Below are 18,142 nucleotides of genomic sequence, written 5' to 3'. Positions count from 1 at the left end.
TGATTTCCAATGACTTACAACTTCAATACCCGCCCAACTGGCGAACTCGGGCTAATGTCGCTAGTGTAACTTTGCGGTATAGGCTGTAAAGAAGTATCCATGCTGATCATTCCCGAAATATCCCTGCTCGTTGCTACGGGCCCGCCTTGCACGGGGATAAACTGTAAATGACTATAAACCAGCCTATCGCCTCATACTGGAAGTGGGTCTGTTGTTCTGGGGGCCGGCCGCCAAATCAGCCCGCTAGGACACCCCGGGAACCGGCGGTCCTCACTTCAGCGCGTCTTCCTCGACCGCCCGTTCCTGGACCCGAACCGCCTCAGCCGGCCGGATGTCGCGCAGTGAACCCAGTCGCAAGACCTCCGGCCAACGCCGAGCACACCCCACCACCGCCACCACCGCCCCAAGGCCCCCGAAGACCACCGACCCCACCGCCCCGGCCATGCGCGAGGACAACCCCGGGGCCGCCCAGCCCAGCCCGGAGGTCATCAGATCAAACGCCCTGGCGCTGAGGCCCGATTCGAAACCGCCCAAATCATCTGACGCCACAATGAACACACTATTGACGGCCGATACCCGCCCCCGCATGTGATCGGGGGTCAAGACCTGCACCAGCGTGTGCCGGACAATGACACTGATATTATCACTGGCACCGATCAGAAACATGGCCACCAGCGACAACCAGAACCACTGCGAGATCCCGAACAGGATCGTGGAGGCCCCAAACAGCGCCACCGCCCACAACATAGCCCGGCCGGCATTCCGGATCGGCGGCAAATGCGCAATCGCCATGGCCATCACAATCGCCCCCAGCGCTTCCGCCGCCCGCAACAACCCCAGTCCCAGCCCCTCCACCTGTAAAATATCCTGCGCAAAGAGCGGGAGCAAATAGGTCGCCCCGCCCACCATCATGGCAAACAAATCCAAAGTGAGCGTCGCCAGAATGACTTTATTATTTCTGACAAAGCGGATCCCCTCCAGCATACTCTTTAGCGACCGGTCCACCGCCTGTCGGGCCTGGTCTTCCAGCTTCAATCGGGCAATAGCCAGCAGACCGCCACCGCGCAGCAGAAAGGCGAGGGCCAGAGCAGGCGGAGTCACGTTGTGATGTCCCAGCAGCAATCCCCCCAGAACCGGGCCGATCATGGTTCCCACCCGGTAGAGACTCGTATTCCAGGCCAGGGCGTTGCTGAAGAGCGCCACCGGGACCAGTTGCGGCAGGATCGCCGACCGGGCCGGGGCGCCGAGCGCCTGTCCGATCGAACTGAGCAGGATGCAGAGATAAAACCAGTGAACGGGGGCCTCCCCCCAGGCCAGGCCCGTCAGGCCGGCCGTTGCCACCACCATGGCCGCCTGCGTCATAACAATCAGTTTTTGCCGGTTGAACCGGTCGGCCAGCTGGCCACCCGTAATCGACAGCAACATCACCGGCAACGCTTTGACCAGTCCCAGCCACCCCAACGCCATCACCGTCTGGGTCTGGGAATAGAGATGAATCCCCACGGCCACCGTCTCGATCTGCCCCGCCATCGTCAGGGCAAGCCATGCCGCCGAAAAGGAACGATAGGCCGGACTGCGCCAGGCACCATAAGGATCATGTGGTGAGAGTTGAGAGTTCAAAGCTGAAAGTTCAAAGTTGGGGTTAGAAATCAGGGTGGCCACTTTAAACCCGCAACTTTGAACTTTCAACTTTGAACTTTTCACCTTGAGGTGTAACATCCCCGTCACTTGGGAGTTTTTATCATGGACGCAGATCATAGTGATCGGACGGGTGACCAGCACTTCCGCATCATGCTGAACTCCATCGGAGACGCCGTGATCGCCACCGATGCCAAAGGCCTGGTCACCCTCATGAATCCGGTGGCCGAGACCCTCACCGGCTGGACCGCGCAGGAAGCGCTTGGAAGAAACATCAGGGACGTCTTTCATATCATCAGCGCCAAAACGCGGGAACTGTCCGAAAATCCCATCGAAAAAGTCCTTCTTCTTGGGAAAACGGTCGGTTTGGCAAACCACACCGTTCTCATTTCAAAAATCGGGACTGAGTTCCAGATTTCCGATTCAGCCGCCCCCATTACTGATGACCATGGCCACGTTTCAGGGGTCGTCCTGGTGTTCCGTGATGTGACTGAAAAATACCGGCTGGAAGAGGCCATTGAAAAACGGCTGGTCACGCTGACCCAGCCGCTGGAGAGCGGTTCCATCACTTTTGAAGATCTTTTCAATATTGATGAAATCCAACGCATCCAGGACGAGTTCGCCCAAGCCACAGGCGTGGCCTCCATCATCACCCACCCCGATGGCACTCCCATCACCAAAGCCAGCAACTTCACTGATTTATGCAGCAAAATCATTCGCAAGACCGAAAAAGGGTGCGCGAACTGTTATAAATCCGATGCGGCCATCGGGCGCTATCACCCCATGGGCCCGATTGTGCAACCCTGCCTGAGCGGGGGACTCTGGGATGCGGGCGCCAGCATGACGGTGGGCGGGAAACACATTGCCAACTGGCTGATTGGACAGGTTCGGGACGAAACCCAGACAGAAGAAGCCATGCTGGCCTATGCCCGGGAAATCGGCGCCAACGAACGCTTGTTCATCGAGGCCTTTCGTAAAGTCCCCGCCATGTCCAAAATGCATTTCGATGAAGTGGCGCAGGCCCTGTTCACTCTGGCCAACCAGCTCTCCTCGGCGGCCTACCAGAACGTCCAACAGGCCCGTTCGATTTCCGCCCTCAAACAGGCTGAATCGACCTTGCGGGAGCGCGAACAGCAGCAACGGATCCTGCTGGATCACCTTGCAACGGGCGTCGTGGTTCATGCCCCGGACACCACCATACTCTACTCCAACCCCATGGCCTCTATTGCGCTCGGATTGACCGATGACCAATTGCGTGGAAAAGCGGCCACAGATCCCTATTGGCATTTTCTGAATGAGGATGGCAGCCCGCTACCCCTTGCCCTTTACCCCGTCAACCGGGTTTTATCCTCGGGTGATCAGCTTAAGAACCAAATTTTAGGGATCAATATTCCCGGCCACACCAGCCCTAATTGGGTCCTGTGCAATGCCCACCCTGTGCGGGATAACACTGGGCGAATCCTTCAGGTGGTGGTCAACATTCTCGACATCACCGAGCTCAAACGCGCGGAAGCGGAGCTTCAACAGATGCAGAAGCTTCAGAGCATCGGGACCCTCGCCGGCGGCATTGCCCATGATTTCAACAATATCCTGATGGGGTTGTTCGGGAATATCGCCCTGGCGAAAAGCGAACTAGCCTCGGAACACCCAGGTTTCAAGACACTTGAAGATGCGGAAAAGTCCATGGCCCGGGCTATTCGGCTCACCAAACAGTTGCTGACCTTCTCCAAAGGCGGTGCCCCGGTCAAGGAAAACGTCAGTCTGGGGGCGCTGGTTGAGGATGTGGCCCGGTTCGACCTGTCCGGCAGCAATGTGTTGCCTGTGCTGAAACTGTCAGCAGACCTCTGGATGGCTAAAGCGGATAAAGGGCAGATCCAACAGGTCATCTCGAATCTCACTATCAATGCCCGCCAGGCCATGCCGAATGGGGGACACTTGTATATCACCTTGGAGAATGCCGAACTCCCGAGTGAGGCCCTCCCTAATCTTCCCGCAGGCCGATACGTCCGCATTATCGTGCGGGATGAAGGAACCGGCATCGATCCGAAGTCGATTACCCGGATCTTCGACCCCTATTTCACCACCAAGCAAACCGGCAGCGGTTTGGGCCTCGCCACGACTTACTCCATCATTAATAAACATGGAGGCCACATTGCGGTGGCCTCAGAACTCGGCAAGGGGGCTACCTTCACCCTTTATTTGCCTGTTTCCGAATCTCAGGATCCCCCTCTCCCCCTCCCCCTCCCCCCCCTTGTGGATCCTTCGTCTTTACAACACGCTCCAAAAATACTTGTTCTCGATGATGAAGCGTATATCCGCATGGTGATTCCACGCTGGCTGATGCAGTCGGGGTGTAACGTAGAAGTGACCGCTGATGGTCAACACGCGATTGATTTGTATAAACAGGCGCTGGCCGCGGGCACTCCTTTTCAGGCGATGATTCTGGACCTGACCATTCCGGGCGGGATGGGCGGACAGGAGGTGATTAAGGCCATTCTGGCCATTGACCCGAAGGCCAGGGCGATCGCCTCCAGCGGCTATGCGGAAGGCCCGGTCATGTCTGATTATGCCGCTTACGGGTTTAAAGGCATCATTGCAAAACCTTATACGGAAGATCAGCTAAGGGATGTATTAAGGAAGGTTTTGACAGAGCAAAACCCTCCACTGAATTCAATGGAGGGCGCCGCTCCGTCGGCGCCGTAAATCAAGGAATCACCATGAAAACCAAAGACAAACCCGCCCCCCTGCCCAACGAAAGCTCACGCACCCAATTCCCTGTCGTCGGAATTGGCGCCTCTGCCGGGGGACTCGCCGCCTTTGAAGCTTTCTTTTCCGGCATGCCCACCGACACCGATACCGGCATGGCCTTTGTGCTGGTTCAACATCTGGCCCCGGACCACGAGAGTATGCTCACGGATCTGATCCGGCGGTATACCCGCATGCAAGTCTTCGAAGTCGAGGACGGCATGACGGTGCAACCCAACTGTACCTATATCATCCCCCCCAACCGCGACATGGCCTTTCTGAACGGCTCCCTCCAATTACTTGAGCCCACCACACCGCATGGTCAGCGTATGCCTATCGATTTTTTCTTCCGCTCCCTGGCCCTGGACCAGCACGAGCATTCCATCTGTATTGTGCTTTCCGGCACCGGTAGCGACGGCACCCTGGGGTTGCGGACCATCAAAGGAGAGGGTGGCATGGCCATGGCCCAGAACCCCTCCTCCACGGAGTACGACGGAATGCCCTGCAGCGCCCTGGCCACCGGCCTGGTCGACTACGAGCTCCCCCCGGCGGAGATGCCCGCCCAGCTCATCGCCTATGTGACCCACTCCTTTGGCAAGCCGCCCCGCCTCGCCATCCTTCCGCCATCCAAGGCGGAAAATGCAATGAAGAAAATTTTCATCCTGCTGCGAACCCAGACCGGCCACGATTTTTCACAGTACAAGCCAAGCACCATTAACCGCCGTATTGAGCGGCGAATGGCGGTTCAGCAGATCGACTCCGTCGATGAATACGTCAAGTATCTTCAAACCAGGCCGTCCGAGCTCGACGCCCTGTTCCGGGATCTGCTCATCGGCGTGACCAGTTTCTTCCGTGACCCGGAGGCGTTCAAAGCCCTTGAATCCGAGGTTATCCAGAAACTCTTTTCCAACAGGCCTGCCGGTAGCGTCATCCGCGTCTGGTCACCCGGTTGCGCCACCGGGGAGGAAGCCTATTCTATCGCCATCCTGCTGCAGGAACAACTGGAGGCCCATAAGCAGAGTTTCCGTATTCAGGTTTTTGCCACCGATATTGACACTCATGCCATTGCCATCGCCCGGAATGGGCTCTATCCCGCAAGTGTTGCCGCCGACATTTCTCCTGAACGACTTGCGCGCTTTTTCGTGGCGGAACCTGACGGTGATGCCTACCGCATTCACAAAGGAATCCGGGATATGCTGATTGTTTCCGAGCAGGATGTGATCAAGGACCCGCCCTTTTCCAAGCTCGACCTCATCAGTTGCCGTAACCTGCTGATCTATATGGGGGGAGATCTTCAGAAGAAACTCATTCCCCTGTTTCACTATGCCCTGAACCCCGGCGGCTTTCTCTTTTTAGGCACGTCGGAGACCATCGGCGAATTTGAGACTCTTTTTTCGCCGCTTGATACCAAGTTGAAATTGTATCGGCGCAGGGAAGACCTCCACAGTGCCTCGCGCACAGCCCTGTCCACCCTTCAGTCGCCGGATGCGTCTGCACGCCTGCGATCCATCGACAAAAAGCCCGGCGGCAAAAGATTGTCCCTGCGCGAGCTGACCGAGCAGGCGTTACTGCAACAGGTCGCGCCCACCGGCGCACTCGTTAACGGCCAAGGTGACATTCTCTATCTCCACGGACGTACCGGCCTGTATCTCGAACCGACCCCGGGCGAAGCAGGCATCAACAACATCCTGAAGATGGCCCGGGAAGGGTTGCAATACGCCCTGACGACCGCTCTGCATAAAGCCGTGTCCGGCAAACAGGCGGTGCAATGCCCCAACTTGCGCGTCAAAAACAATGGTCACTACACCACCGTCAACTTGAACATCCGCCCGGTAATGGACGAGTCTGCCGCAACGCCGGATGCCTGCCTCTATCTGGTCAGTCTGGAGGAAGCGCCGGCCACCCCTAAACCGGGACCGGTCACTCCCGCTTCACCGGCTGGCCCAGAAGTGAAACCGCTTCCGATCGGAAGCCCTGCCGGCACGGACTCCGCCGAATTCGGCGGGCTCACGACAGAGGAATACATCACTTCACTCAAGCAGGAATTACGGACGAAGGAAGAGTTCCTTCAAAGCGCCAATGAGGAGCTGGAGACCTCCAACGAGGAACTCAAATGCTCCAATGAGGAACTGCAGTCGGTTAACGAAGAATTGCAGTCTACCAACGAGGAACTGGAGACCTCCAAAGAGGAGCTACAGTCCATCAACGAGGAGTTGGCCACCGTCAATACGGAACTCCAAACCAAGGTACTGGAGCTGACGCGCAACAACAATGACATGAGCAACCTGCTGGCCGGGACCGGCATCGCCACCATCTTCGTGGACCATAACCTGCGGATCCTGCGGTTCACCCCGGCCGCCACCCAGATCATCAACTTGATCCAGAGCGACGTCGGGCGACCGGTGTCGCATATCGTTTCCAACCTGACTGGCTACAACAGTCTGGTGGCCGATACGCAGGCCGTACTGGACACCCTGGTGCCCAAGGAAATGGAAGTGCTGTCTACCGACGGCAAGTGGTACTCGATGCGCATCCGCCCCTACCGCACGCTTACGAACGTGATCGAGGGGGCCGTCATCACCTTTGCCGATATTTCAGCGACTAAGGAAGCATTGAAGAATGCCGAGGGCTTTCGCCGTCTGGCGGTGGTGATGACCGATGCCTATGACGCCATCACGGTGCAAAGTCTGGATGGCCGCATTCTGGCCTGGAACCCGGCCGCCACACGGTTATACGGTTGGAGCGAACCCGAAGCCCTGGCCATGACCATTCACGACATGGTCCCGGAACACCACCACGAGGAGGTGTTGGCCCTGGTGAATAAGCTTAGCCATGCTGAGGCCGTTAAACCGTGCCGTATGCAGCGGCTCACCAAGGATGGCCGGATCGTGACCGTGATGATCACTGCCACTGCGCTGGTGACGGACGCGGGAGAAACCTATGGTATTGCCACGACCGAACGGGCCGTGGACGAACTGAAGGATGGCTTGAAGGAGTAGCACCCCTTCAGGGTGCAGCGGGGATGTGATGATGGGCGTGGTAATCCCGGGGCGTTGCCCCCGGGCTAAGGAGTTGCACCCCGTTGGGGTGCTTGGTGGTAGCAGGCTGAAGGCCTGCCATTCTCCAGCCCGGGGTGAAACCCCGGGGACAAGGTAGAGTAGCACCCCTTCAGGGTGCGGTGGCTTGGGCAGCTAGGCGTGGTAACCCCGGGGTGTGGCCCCCGGGCTAAGGAGTTGCACCCCGTTGGGGTGCTCGGGCAAAGTTGCACCCCGTTGGGGTGCTCATGGGGTATGCACCCTGAAAGGGTGCCATTCCTCAGCCCGGGGTGAAACCCCGGGGAACGAGAAATGAAAATGGGGTTACTCGCACCCTGAAGGGGTGCAACAGAGATACGAGCGGGAAATAAACCATGTCACAATCACTCTCACGCATTCTCATCCACGCCACGTTCAGCACCAAACTCCGCGATCGCTCACTCGCCTATCCGGACCTGCGTGAACACCTGAACGCCTACACCATCGGCATCCTGCACAATCTGGAATGTCCTGCGCTCCAGGTCGGCTCCGTCATCGATCATATGCATCTCTTTTTCCTGCAGGCCCGCACGGCAGCGGTAGCCGAGGTGGTGGGTACCGTGAAAAAAGAAACGTCCGCGTGGATTAAAACGCAGAAGCCCGAGATTAATGACCCGTTTCTGATGAAATTCGCGTGGCAAAGCGGTTATGCCGCGTTTTCCGTGAGTGAATCCGGAACGGAAGCGGTAATGCAGTATATCCTGAACCAGGAGGAGCATCATCGCCGGATAACGTTTCAGGATGAATATCGGGCGTTTTTAACAAAGCATGGCGTGGCGTTTGATGAGAAATATGTTTGGGATTGAGGCAATTGTGGGAGCGGTGGCACCCCTTCAGGGTGCAGTGGGTTGGGCGGATGGACATACCGGTCCCGGGGCGTTGCCCCAGGCTAAGGAGTTGCACCCCGTTGGGGTGCCCAGAAGGAGTTGCGCACCCGGGGTGCTCGAACGAAATAGCACCTCGTCGGGGTGCGCAAGGAACGAGCAGGCTGAAGGCCTGCCACTCTTCAGCCTAGGGTGCTGGACGGAGAGGGTGACGGGTAGTGCAGGCTGAAGGCCTGCCACTCCTCAGCCCGGGGTGCTGGACGGAGAGGGTGACGGAATGAGCAGGCTGAAGGCCTGCCACTCCTCAGCCCGGGGTGAAACCCCGGGGGCGAAGGCGAAGCCGATAGGAACGGAATGCACCCTGAAAGGGTGCCACTCCTCCGGGGTATGAAATGAACGGGAGATGACTATGACAAACGAAAACACCGACATGAAGCCTGCATCCTTATCTTCCGAGCTGCGCCGACGGGCTGAAGCCATCGCGCAGGGCCAGACCCCTTCACCACTTGACGAGCTCAACACCCTGTCGCCTGAAAAGTTGCGACAGGCGCTTCATGAACTGCATGTCCATCAAATCGAGCTGGAGATGCAAAACGAGGAGTTACGCCGGGCTCAAGCCGAACTCCAGGCGCTGCAGGCACGTTATTTTAGCCTCTACGATCTGGCCCCGGCGGGCTATTGCACCGTCAGTGAGAAGGGGCTGATCCTGGAAGCCAATCTGACTGCCACCGAGTTGTTGGGCTCGACCCGTGTCGCACTCATCCAAAAGCCCTTCTCCCAGTTCATCTTCAATGAGGATCAAGATATCTACTATCTCCTTCGTAAAAAACTTTTTGATACCGGTGCCCCGCAATCGTGTGAACTCAGGTTGGTGAAAAACGATGCGACCATCTACTGGGCACACCTGGATGCGGCCATCGCGCGGGATCCGGGAATGGCGCCCGTTCGCCGCATCGTCATCAGTGATATCACGGCGCGGAAGCAGATCGAGGAGGCCCTTAAAACCAGTGAAAGCCGGTATCGTGAACTTGTTAATTATGCAGTGGATGGAGTCCTGGTGGGTAACCACGAGGGCATCATCATCGAGGCCAATGAGTGCATGTGCAAGCTGGCCGGTGTAAAACCGAGTGAATTGATCGGGAAGCATATACAAGAGGTTTTGTTTGACCCGAAAAGTCTGGCAGAAACCCCGCTACGCTTTGACTTGCTTCAACAGGGTGAAGTGTTGGTAAATGAGCGCATCATTGTGCGTCCGGATGGCTCGAAAATGGATATTGAGATGCACTCCAAGATGATGCCGGACGGGACTTATCAGTCCATCTATCGCGACATCACCGAGCGCAAACGGGCCGCTGATTTTTTGCGTTTGATTATCGACAATATTCCCGACCTGGTTTTCTGGAAGGACCGGAACTCCGTCTATCAGGGATGCAACAACGCCTTTGCCCAGGCAGCCGGGGTCGGCTCCCCGGAAAATATTGTGGGTAAAACCGACTATGAGTTCAGTTGGAAAAAAGAGGAATCCGATTTCTTTGTCAGCGTCGATCGGCGGGTAATGGAAAATGACCAGCCTGAATATCATATTATTGAGCCGCAGCGTCAGTCAGACGGCAGACAGACCTGGGCCGAGACCAGCAAAATTCCCCTGCACGATGAACACGGGCGGGTCATCGGGATTCTGGGCACCTACATGAACATCACCGAGCGCAAGCAGACCATAGAGGCTCTGCGCCTGAAAAATCTGGTATTTGATGAATCTATTTCCGCCAATAGCATTGCCGACCTGAATGGCCTCATTACCGAGGCAAATGACATGTTCCTGCGGATCTGGGGCTATTCCGACAAAAGCGAGGTGATCGGCAAACCGATCATGCATTTCCTCAACGATCCTAACGAGGCCGCCGCGATCATTCACGCTCTCGACACGACCGGCCAATGGGAGGGTGATTATATCGCGAAAAGAAAGGATAGTTCAACCTTTATGGCCCACGGCATGGCCACCACCGTCCGCGATGAGAATGGAAAAATGATAGGCTACCAATCGTCAGCCGTGGATGTCACTGAGCGCAAACATGCCGAGGCCGAACTTCTGAAAACGCAAAAATTGACGAGTATCGGGCTCCTTGCGGGCGGCATAGCCCACGATTTCAACAATATCCTGATGGGCCTATTCGGAAATATCTCATTGGCCAAGAAGGATCTCCCCCCCGATCACCCGGGGATTAAACCCCTCGAAAACGCCGAGAAGTCCATGACTCGCGCCATTCGACTCACCAAACAGCTGCTGACGTTTTCAAAGGGTGGCGATCCCGTCAAAGAGGACGTCAGTCTGGGAACATTGGTCGAGGAGGTCGCCCGCTTTGACCTGACGGGAAGCAATGTCAAGCTGGTCTATCATCAAGCGGATGACCTCTGGAAGGCGAACGCCGACAAAGGGCAAATCCAGCAGGTGATTTCCAATCTCACCACCAATGCCCGCCAGGCCATGCCGAATGGCGGCCACTTGTACATCACCCTGGAGAATGCGGAAATCCGGGATAACTCCATTCCCCGTCTTCATCGTGCCAACTATGTTAAGATTACCCTGCGGGACGAGGGGTCCGGCATCGATGCCAAAACCATTGACCGCATCTTCGACCCCTACTTCACCACCAAGAAAACAGGTAGCGGACTGGGCCTGGCAACGACCTATTCCATTATCAAAAAACACGGCGGCCATATCGGGGTGATCTCGGAACTGGGGAAAGGCACGACCTTCACGCTTTATCTCCCCGCTTCTGATTCCCCGGCAGTACCGCATCAGCAACCGGTCCCGCCCGAACCTGCGCCCTTAACACATACGCCTAAACTCCTGGTATTGGATGACGAGGAATTCATCCGCATGGTGATCCCCCGCTGGCTCAAACACATGGGCTGTGTCGTGACGACCAGCGATACGGGACGCCAGACGGTTGACCTTTATAAACAAGCCATGGAGTCCGGTGCGCCCTTTGACCTGCTCATCCTGGATCTCACCATCCCGGGCGGGATCGGCGGACAGGAAGTGCTCAGGGAGATCCTCGCGCTCAACCCCGCCGCCAAAGCGATTGTTTCCAGCGGCTATTCCGAAGGCCCCATCATGGCCGATTACGCCTCCTTCGGGTTTAAAGGGGTCCTCCCCAAACCCTATACCGAGCAACAACTTCAGGAACTCGTGACGCAGGTGTTGGGATAATGAGCTGCCTCCTAACTATTTTCTAACACGATACTTTTTCCCTTCACATCCTGGTTTGCGTACTATGCATGTGAAATTACCCATGAAAACAGCTCCAGCACATATTTTGGTTGTAGAGGATGAGTCGGATATCCTGAGCCTTCTCACCTATAGCCTTAGGCGGGAAGGATATGAGGTCACCGGCCTCACCAACGGGGAACAGGCCCTGCAGCTGATTCCTCAGAGAAAGCCTCATCTCATTTTGCTGGACCTGATGTTGCCAGGGGCAAGTGGCCTGGAAATTTGCCGGATGCTCAAAGCCAGGTCCGAAACGGCGGGCATCCCGGTGATCATGGTTACCGCCAAGGGCGAAGATGCGGATATGGTGAAAGGGCTGGAACAGGGAGCAGATGATTATATCACCAAACCCTTCAACATGAAGGTGCTGCTCGCCCGGATTCATACCGCCCTCCGGCGTCGCGAACCCCCGCCACTCCAGCCAGATGAGCTGCCGAAGACCCCGGATACGGTAATTAATTTGCTTCGGCAGGTCGAAGGCGGCCTGTTGTCAAAAATCTTCGACATCAAGTGATGTCCACACACAGTTCTCACCATTCCCTCACACTTGGGTAACCTGTTTGAGCGATGATTCCCGGTATATGAATATCGGGACCTTAGACCCATTAATTACAAAAGCAGATCTCCATGTGCACAGCAAACATTCGGATCGGCCAACCGAATGGTTTTTACGGCGGATTGGTGCGCCCGAATGTTTTACTGAACCTGCGGAGGTCTATCGCATCTGCAAACAAAAAGGCATGGACTTTGTCACCATTTCTGATCACAACTGCATTGACGGGGCGCTTGAAATTGCCCACCTGCCGGACAGTTTCATTTCCGCCGAACTGACCACCTATTTCCCCGAGGACGGCTGCAAGATCCATTGCCTGGTCCAGAACATCACAGAACGACAGTTTGCAGAGATGCAGACGCTCAGAAAGAATATCTACGACCTGCGGAAATATCTTGCCGACGAAGCGATCCTGCATGTCATTGCGCACCCGCTCTTCCGTGTTAATGACCTGCTTACCATTGAGCATGTCGAGAAACTGCTCCTGCTGTTTGAGCGTTTTGAGGCCATCAACGGGTCACGCCACCCCAGGGCGGGAGATTTGACGGTGGCGCTGTTTTCCCAGCTTACCGAGGCTCAACTCTGGGCCATGGCCGACCGGCACGGAATCCCGCCCCAGGGCGAGCAGGCCTGGGTGAAGCGGTTTACCGGCGGCAGCGACGACCACAGTGGAGTCTATGCCGCCAGTGCCTACACCATCACCCCTCACGCGGATTCAGTTCAGTCATTCCTGGAACACCTGCGGGCGGGCCGTCATGAACCCCGGGGGACCTCAGGCACCAGTTTGCGTCTCGCGCACAGTCTCTACCACATTGCCTACCAGTATTACCGCAACCGCATCATGAACCAGGGAACGGGCTCCTCCGTGCTGGGCGAATTGTTCAAGCGCCTGTTGAGCGGGTATGAAGCGCCCGAAAAAAGCTCCGGGCCAGTCCGGGCTTGGGCTGAACGGGTGGTAAAGAAATATCGCATCCGGAAGCTGAGTCCCGGCGAGCGGCTATTAGTGGAGTCCTTTTCAAAAATCCGGGAAACGTCAGCCCCGGCCAGTGGACGGGAAGGCCAGCGCATCGGATCCGATGTTGAGAGTTTCGCCACGGCCAGCCAGATCAGCCATGAACTCGGATATACGTTCCTGAAGCAATTTTTGGGACATGTCGAGGACGGTCGTCTTGTGGATGGATTTCAAACGTTGGCCTCGCTGGGCACCGTGATGCTCGGCATTGCCCCCTATCTCACCGCATTCGGTGTCCAGCATAAAGATGAGCGGTTTCTTCGGGACGCCGCCTCCCGCCTGGGCGGAGGAACCATTTATCCCGAGCGCAGCCATCGCCGGGTGTGGATCACGGATACCTTCAGCGATGTGAACGGGGTGTCAAACACCATTCGCATGCTCACCGCTAAAGCCCGTGACCGGGGGGGGGAGATTACCGTCATGACCTCCATGCCGACCGCCCCTGACACTGGAGCCGAAACCATCAACTTCCCGCCCCTGGGGACGTTCTCGCTGCCCGAGTATCCTTCCCAGAAAATGGCCTTCCCCCCGTTTCTGGACATAATTGAATCCCTGGAACGAGGAAATTATCACGAGGTGATCATCTCCACCCCCGGCCCCATGGGGTTGACGGCACTGGCGGCAACACGACTCCTTGGACTGCGGACGGTGGGCATCTACCACACGGATTTCCCGAAATACGTCAAGTGCCTCACCCAGGATGAAGTGCTCGAACAACTGGCGTGGCGTTATATGCTGTGGTTTTACGGACAAATGGACCGGATTTATGTACCAAGTGAGTATTATAAAAAGCTCCTGACCGAAAACGGGTTTGACAAGGATCGGCTGAAAGTATTGCCCAGGGGGGTGGATCTGGCCCGTTTCAATCCCGGGAAACGGGATGAGAATTATTGGAAACACTATGGATTGAACGGAAATCTCAAGATGCTGTATGTGGGCCGTGTTTCGCGTGAAAAAAACATAAAGACCCTGCTTGAGGCGTTTCATCTGGCACGGAGCACCACTCCTAATCTCGATTTAATCGTCGTCGGGGATGGCCCTGAACTCGAGACGTTCCGGCAGGAGGCAGGAGACCGCAATATTTGTTTCACGGGGTTTCTAACCGGGGACGCCTTGGCGGCCGCCTATGCCAGCGCCGATCTGTTCGTTTTCCCCAGCGACAGCGACACCTTCGGCAATGTGGTACTGGAAGCCCATGCCTCCGGTCTGCCCGCCATTGTTTCCACTCAAGGCGGCCCGGCTGAAATCATTGCAAGAAACGGATCTGGCCTGGCGGTGGATGTGCGAACTCCACTCCCGCTATGTGCCGGAATCCAGGCACTGGTTCAGGATGAGCAGAAACGTATCGCCATGGGCCAATATGCCCTGAAAACGGCTCGCGAAATGAGCTGGGACCGGGCCCTCGATCATTTCTCCTGACACCATCACCGTTTTCTAACCCCCGCCTCACCTGCTTTTAACAATGTCGCCCTATGATGGCGACATTATGCAAACGATTCACACGCTTGATGGTCCGGACATCCCCTCTGCCACCTGGCATTTTCCCGGCTTGGGACTGGCGAACCTCGCCACCCATGTCGGGAGAAAAGTTCTGCAATTAGACAAGCTTTCCGAACTCTACACTGAAATCCAGGAGACGCCTGATTCCCGGTCGTTTGCGGATCGCACCCTGTCCCATCTGAATGTCAGCTACACCATTACTCAAGGTGGGCTGGAGGCGATCCCCCGCGAAGGCCCCTTGCTGATCGTCGCCAATCACCCCTTCGGCGGGGTCGAAGGCCTGATATTGCTAAGTCTCCTGACCGCGGTCCGGCCTGACATCAAGCTGATGGCCAATCAGGTGCTCTCGGGCATTCCGGAACTTCACCGGCACATGATTCTCGTGGACCTCTTCGGCAACACCGCAGCAACCGCCAAGAATACGTCCCCTGTCCGACAAAGTTTGAGATGGCTTAAAAACGGCGGGGCCTTGGCCATGTTCCCCTCCGGTGAAGTGGCTCATTTTGACCCGACCCGCAGGCGGATTTGTGAATCCGACTGGCATACGACCGTTGCCCGTCTGACCCGGCATAGCGGCGCCTCCGTTCTTCCCGTTTTCTTCGAGGGCGCCAATGGCCCCCTCTTCCAGATTGCGGGTCTGATTCATCCCCGGCTGCGGACCGCCCTGCTCGCCAGGGAGATTATCAATAAGGCGGGGCATCGAATCAACGTCAGCATCGGACAGGCGCTCCGACACGAAAAGTTGATGCTCATCCAGGACGACCAGGAACTCACCCGTTACTTGAAAATGCGAGTACAATGTCTCGGGGTCGCTCGTACGCCCACCCGGAAACATCCGGCAAAACCAGTTTGGACTAAACGCCTGAAGCCGGTGATCCCGGCCGTCAGCGCGAACAGCCTGGCCAGGGAAATCAGCTGGCTCCGGCCGGAACAACAATTACATGAGGTGGGCGACTATCGCGTGTATATCTCCACCGCGAATCAGATTCCCTGTGTGATCCGTGAAATCGCCCGTTTGCGCGAAGTGACCTTCAGGGCCGTCGGGGAGGGCACCGGCCAGACTTTGGACATCGATGTCTTTGACCGGATCTACCAGCACCTGTTCGTGTGGAACCAAAAGACCTCCGAGGTGGTCGGGGCGTATCGCCTGGGTTTGACCGATAAAATTATACCTCAGTACGGCATTGAGGGTCTTTATACCAGTACCCTTTTCCGTTATGACTGGAAATTTATTGATTCCTTATGCCCGGCCATCGAGATCGGCCGCTCTTTCGTCCGCAAGGAATACCAACGCAAACACCTTCCGCTCCTGTTGCTCTGGAAGGGGATCGGCACGTTTGTGGCCAGAAATCCGAAATACCGGAACTTGTTCGGGACGGTGAGCATGAGCAATCATTATCATGAAACCTCCCGCCAATTATTAGCCCGATTCTTTGAGCAGGAAAAACAGGATGGGCCGTCCCCGCTTTCCGTACGCCCCCGGAACCCCTTCCACATCAAAGAAAATCAGGCCGGGCCGGCGCTGGACTTGGCCTGCCGGATCCCTGACCTCGAGGCCCTGTCCGAAATAGTTGGTCAAATTGAGTCGGACGGAAAAGAGATTCCTGTCCTGATTCGCCAATACCTGAAAATGGGAGGGCGGGTATTGTCCTGCAATGTCGACCCCAAGTTCAGTATGGCACTGGACGCCCTCCTGGTGGTGGATTTAGCGCGTACCGACCCCCGCCTTCTGGAACTCTATATGGGGAAACACGCAGGGGAGTATCTTCGACATCACGGGGTCGTGACTGAATCCGAACGGCAGGCTCAATGTGCCTGAGGAACGCCGGAGGCTGGGCCAGGATCAACTCAGACTGACACGCTTGTTGGCCATGGTCAGCCTGCTGGCCGCTGTTTTTGCCATGGTCGAAATTCAGATTGAAGGGGCGGCCGGGTGGGCCGCCAATCTACCCACGTGGCGGATTGAGCACCATTGGTTGCTTGAGTGTGTCTGGGGTGGCCGGCCTTTGACCGGCTATCATGCCTGGGTTTTTCTCTTCATGATGCTAGTGTTTCATCTCGGATTCTTTATCCATGGCCGGCCCGGCATTCGACTTGAACTCCGCGTGCTGGGAAGTCTGGCATTGTTTTGGATTCTGGAAGATTTTCTCTGGTTCGTTTTCAATCCTGCGTTTGGCCTGTCAAAATTCAATCCTCAGGGTATTCCCTGGCACCACCACTGGCTACTGGGCGTTCCCACAGATTATGTGATGTACCTGACCTTAAGCGCCTGTATCTTCTGGCTTTCCTTCCGTCGGGGTCACTCCGGCCCCTCTTCCGCCACAGTCCGTGTAACGGGCAGGGATGAGTCATGAAAATCCTCATTCTCCACGCGTCTGCCGGGGCGGGCCATAAGCGAGCCGCACAAGCGCTTGAGGTGGCCTGCCTCCTGGAAGGCGCAGACGCGATTGTCCATGATATCCTGGATTTCACCCCCCCCCTGTTCAGAACCACTTATGCCGAGGGCTATTTGAGCATGGTCCGGTCAACCCCCGAGCTCTGGGGTTACCTCTATTCGCTCACCGACCGGAAAAGCCAGAGCCCCTGGCACCGGCGGATCCGCGCCATATTCAATAAATTAAATACCCAGGCCTTCGAACAATTCCGGCGGGAGGTTCATGCGGACGCCGTTATCTGCACCCATTTTCTCCCTCTGGAAATCATGGGACGGCGCACACCGGATGGCACCACGCAAGCCCCCCTGTTCGGGGTGGTCACTGATTTTGCCGCCCATTCACTGTGGTCCTGCCCCAATGTTGACGGGTATTTTACAGGATCGGAGGAGGCGCGCCGACAGTTGATCCGGCGCGGCCAATCTCCCGGCCGCGTCTGGGTGACAGGAATTCCGATATCCCCGGATTTTGTTCCTCCAACCGATATTCCGGGTTTACGCATCCGCCTGGGCCTGGCGCCCGACCTGCCGGTGATCCTGATATTATGCGGCGGCTTTGGCGTTGGCTCGATCGTGGATGTGTTGAGTTCATTTATCCAGGAGCCTCTTCACGCTCAACTGGTGGTCGTAACCGGCAACAATAAACCCCTGAAAGAACAGGCCACCCGAAAAGCCCGGGAATTGATGATGCCGGTCGTCCTACATGGCTTTGTTTCAAATATCCATGAATTGATCGGCGTGGCCGATATTGTCATCAGTAAACCTGGCGGATTGACCTCGGCTGAGGCGTTAGCCATGGGCCGCCCCCTTGTGATCCTCGACCCCATTCCCGGTCAGGAACAACGAAATGGGGAGTATCTTCTGGAACACGGTGCCGCCGTTCGACTGGTAGACCCCTTTGACGCCCCTTTCAAGGTATGGCCCATTTTGGAGAATCCGGAGCGATCCCGGTCTCTGAGCGCGGCCGCCTTGCGTCTGGCCCGGCCCCATGCCGCCCAACTCATCATTCGTCAGGTAAAACAATCCATTACCAAGGCCCGCTCATCAATTTCTAACAATAAATCTATTCCCTCGCCCCCTATGCCGGCTTAATA

Annotated in this window: 10 protein-coding genes; 9 read left to right on the top strand and 1 reads right to left on the bottom strand. The window is 56.6% G+C overall.

Features of this window, described 5'->3' with window-relative positions:
• Positions 1–270 precede the first annotated feature (270 nt).
• Positions 271–1,689 (bottom strand): MFS transporter, encoded by a 1,419-nt coding sequence (locus WCS52_10445; GenBank protein ID MEI6167605.1) that lies wholly within the window; start codon positions 1,687–1,689, stop codon positions 271–273.
• Between the two features lie 54 nt (positions 1,690–1,743).
• On the opposite strand from WCS52_10445, the gene WCS52_10440 reads away from it, so the two are divergent.
• The 9 genes from WCS52_10440 to WCS52_10400 all read left to right on the top strand — a co-directional run bounded on the left by WCS52_10440 (position 1,744) and on the right by WCS52_10400 (position 18,140).
• Positions 1,744–4,341: a PocR ligand-binding domain-containing protein gene (locus WCS52_10440; GenBank protein MEI6167604.1), complete on the top strand. Its 2,598-nt coding sequence runs from the start codon at positions 1,744–1,746 to the stop codon at positions 4,339–4,341.
• A gap of 14 nt (positions 4,342–4,355) precedes the next feature.
• Positions 4,356–7,382, top strand: coding sequence for a chemotaxis protein CheB (locus WCS52_10435; protein MEI6167603.1), 3,027 nt, complete (start codon positions 4,356–4,358; stop codon positions 7,380–7,382).
• A gap of 410 nt (positions 7,383–7,792) precedes the next feature.
• Positions 7,793–8,263: a transposase gene (locus WCS52_10430; protein MEI6167602.1), complete on the top strand. Its 471-nt coding sequence runs from the start codon at positions 7,793–7,795 to the stop codon at positions 8,261–8,263.
• 427 nt (positions 8,264–8,690) lie between these two features.
• Positions 8,691–11,495, top strand: a complete 2,805-nt coding sequence (locus WCS52_10425) for a PAS domain S-box protein (protein ID MEI6167601.1) — start codon at positions 8,691–8,693, stop codon at positions 11,493–11,495.
• 82 nt (positions 11,496–11,577) lie between these two features.
• Entirely contained in the window at positions 11,578–12,066 is a 489-nt protein-coding gene (locus WCS52_10420; GenBank protein ID MEI6167600.1) for a response regulator, read from the top strand.
• A 115-nt stretch (positions 12,067–12,181) separates the two neighbouring features.
• A complete protein-coding gene (locus WCS52_10415) occupies positions 12,182–14,536 on the top strand; it encodes a glycosyltransferase (GenBank protein MEI6167599.1) in 2,355 nt (784 codons plus the stop codon).
• 67 nt (positions 14,537–14,603) lie between these two features.
• On the top strand, positions 14,604–16,436 hold the full coding sequence (locus tag WCS52_10410) for a GNAT family N-acyltransferase (protein ID MEI6167598.1): 1,833 nt from the start codon (positions 14,604–14,606) through the stop codon (positions 16,434–16,436).
• Complete coding sequence (locus tag WCS52_10405) at positions 16,429–16,971, top strand: hypothetical protein (GenBank protein ID MEI6167597.1); 543 nt, start codon at positions 16,429–16,431, stop codon at positions 16,969–16,971. The genes WCS52_10410 and WCS52_10405 overlap by 8 nt, the downstream gene beginning before the upstream one ends.
• A complete protein-coding gene (locus WCS52_10400) occupies positions 16,968–18,140 on the top strand; it encodes a glycosyltransferase (protein MEI6167596.1) in 1,173 nt (390 codons plus the stop codon). Before WCS52_10405 ends, WCS52_10400 begins: the two co-directional genes overlap by 4 nt.
• Positions 18,141–18,142: the final 2 nt, after the last annotated feature.

The organism is bacterium (assembly GCA_037128595.1).
Classification (GTDB): Bacteria; Verrucomicrobiota; Kiritimatiellia; order CAIKKV01; family CAITUY01; genus JAABPW01.
Note: the sequence above shows the minus strand (reverse complement) of the source record. Positions and strands in the feature narration are given on the sequence as shown.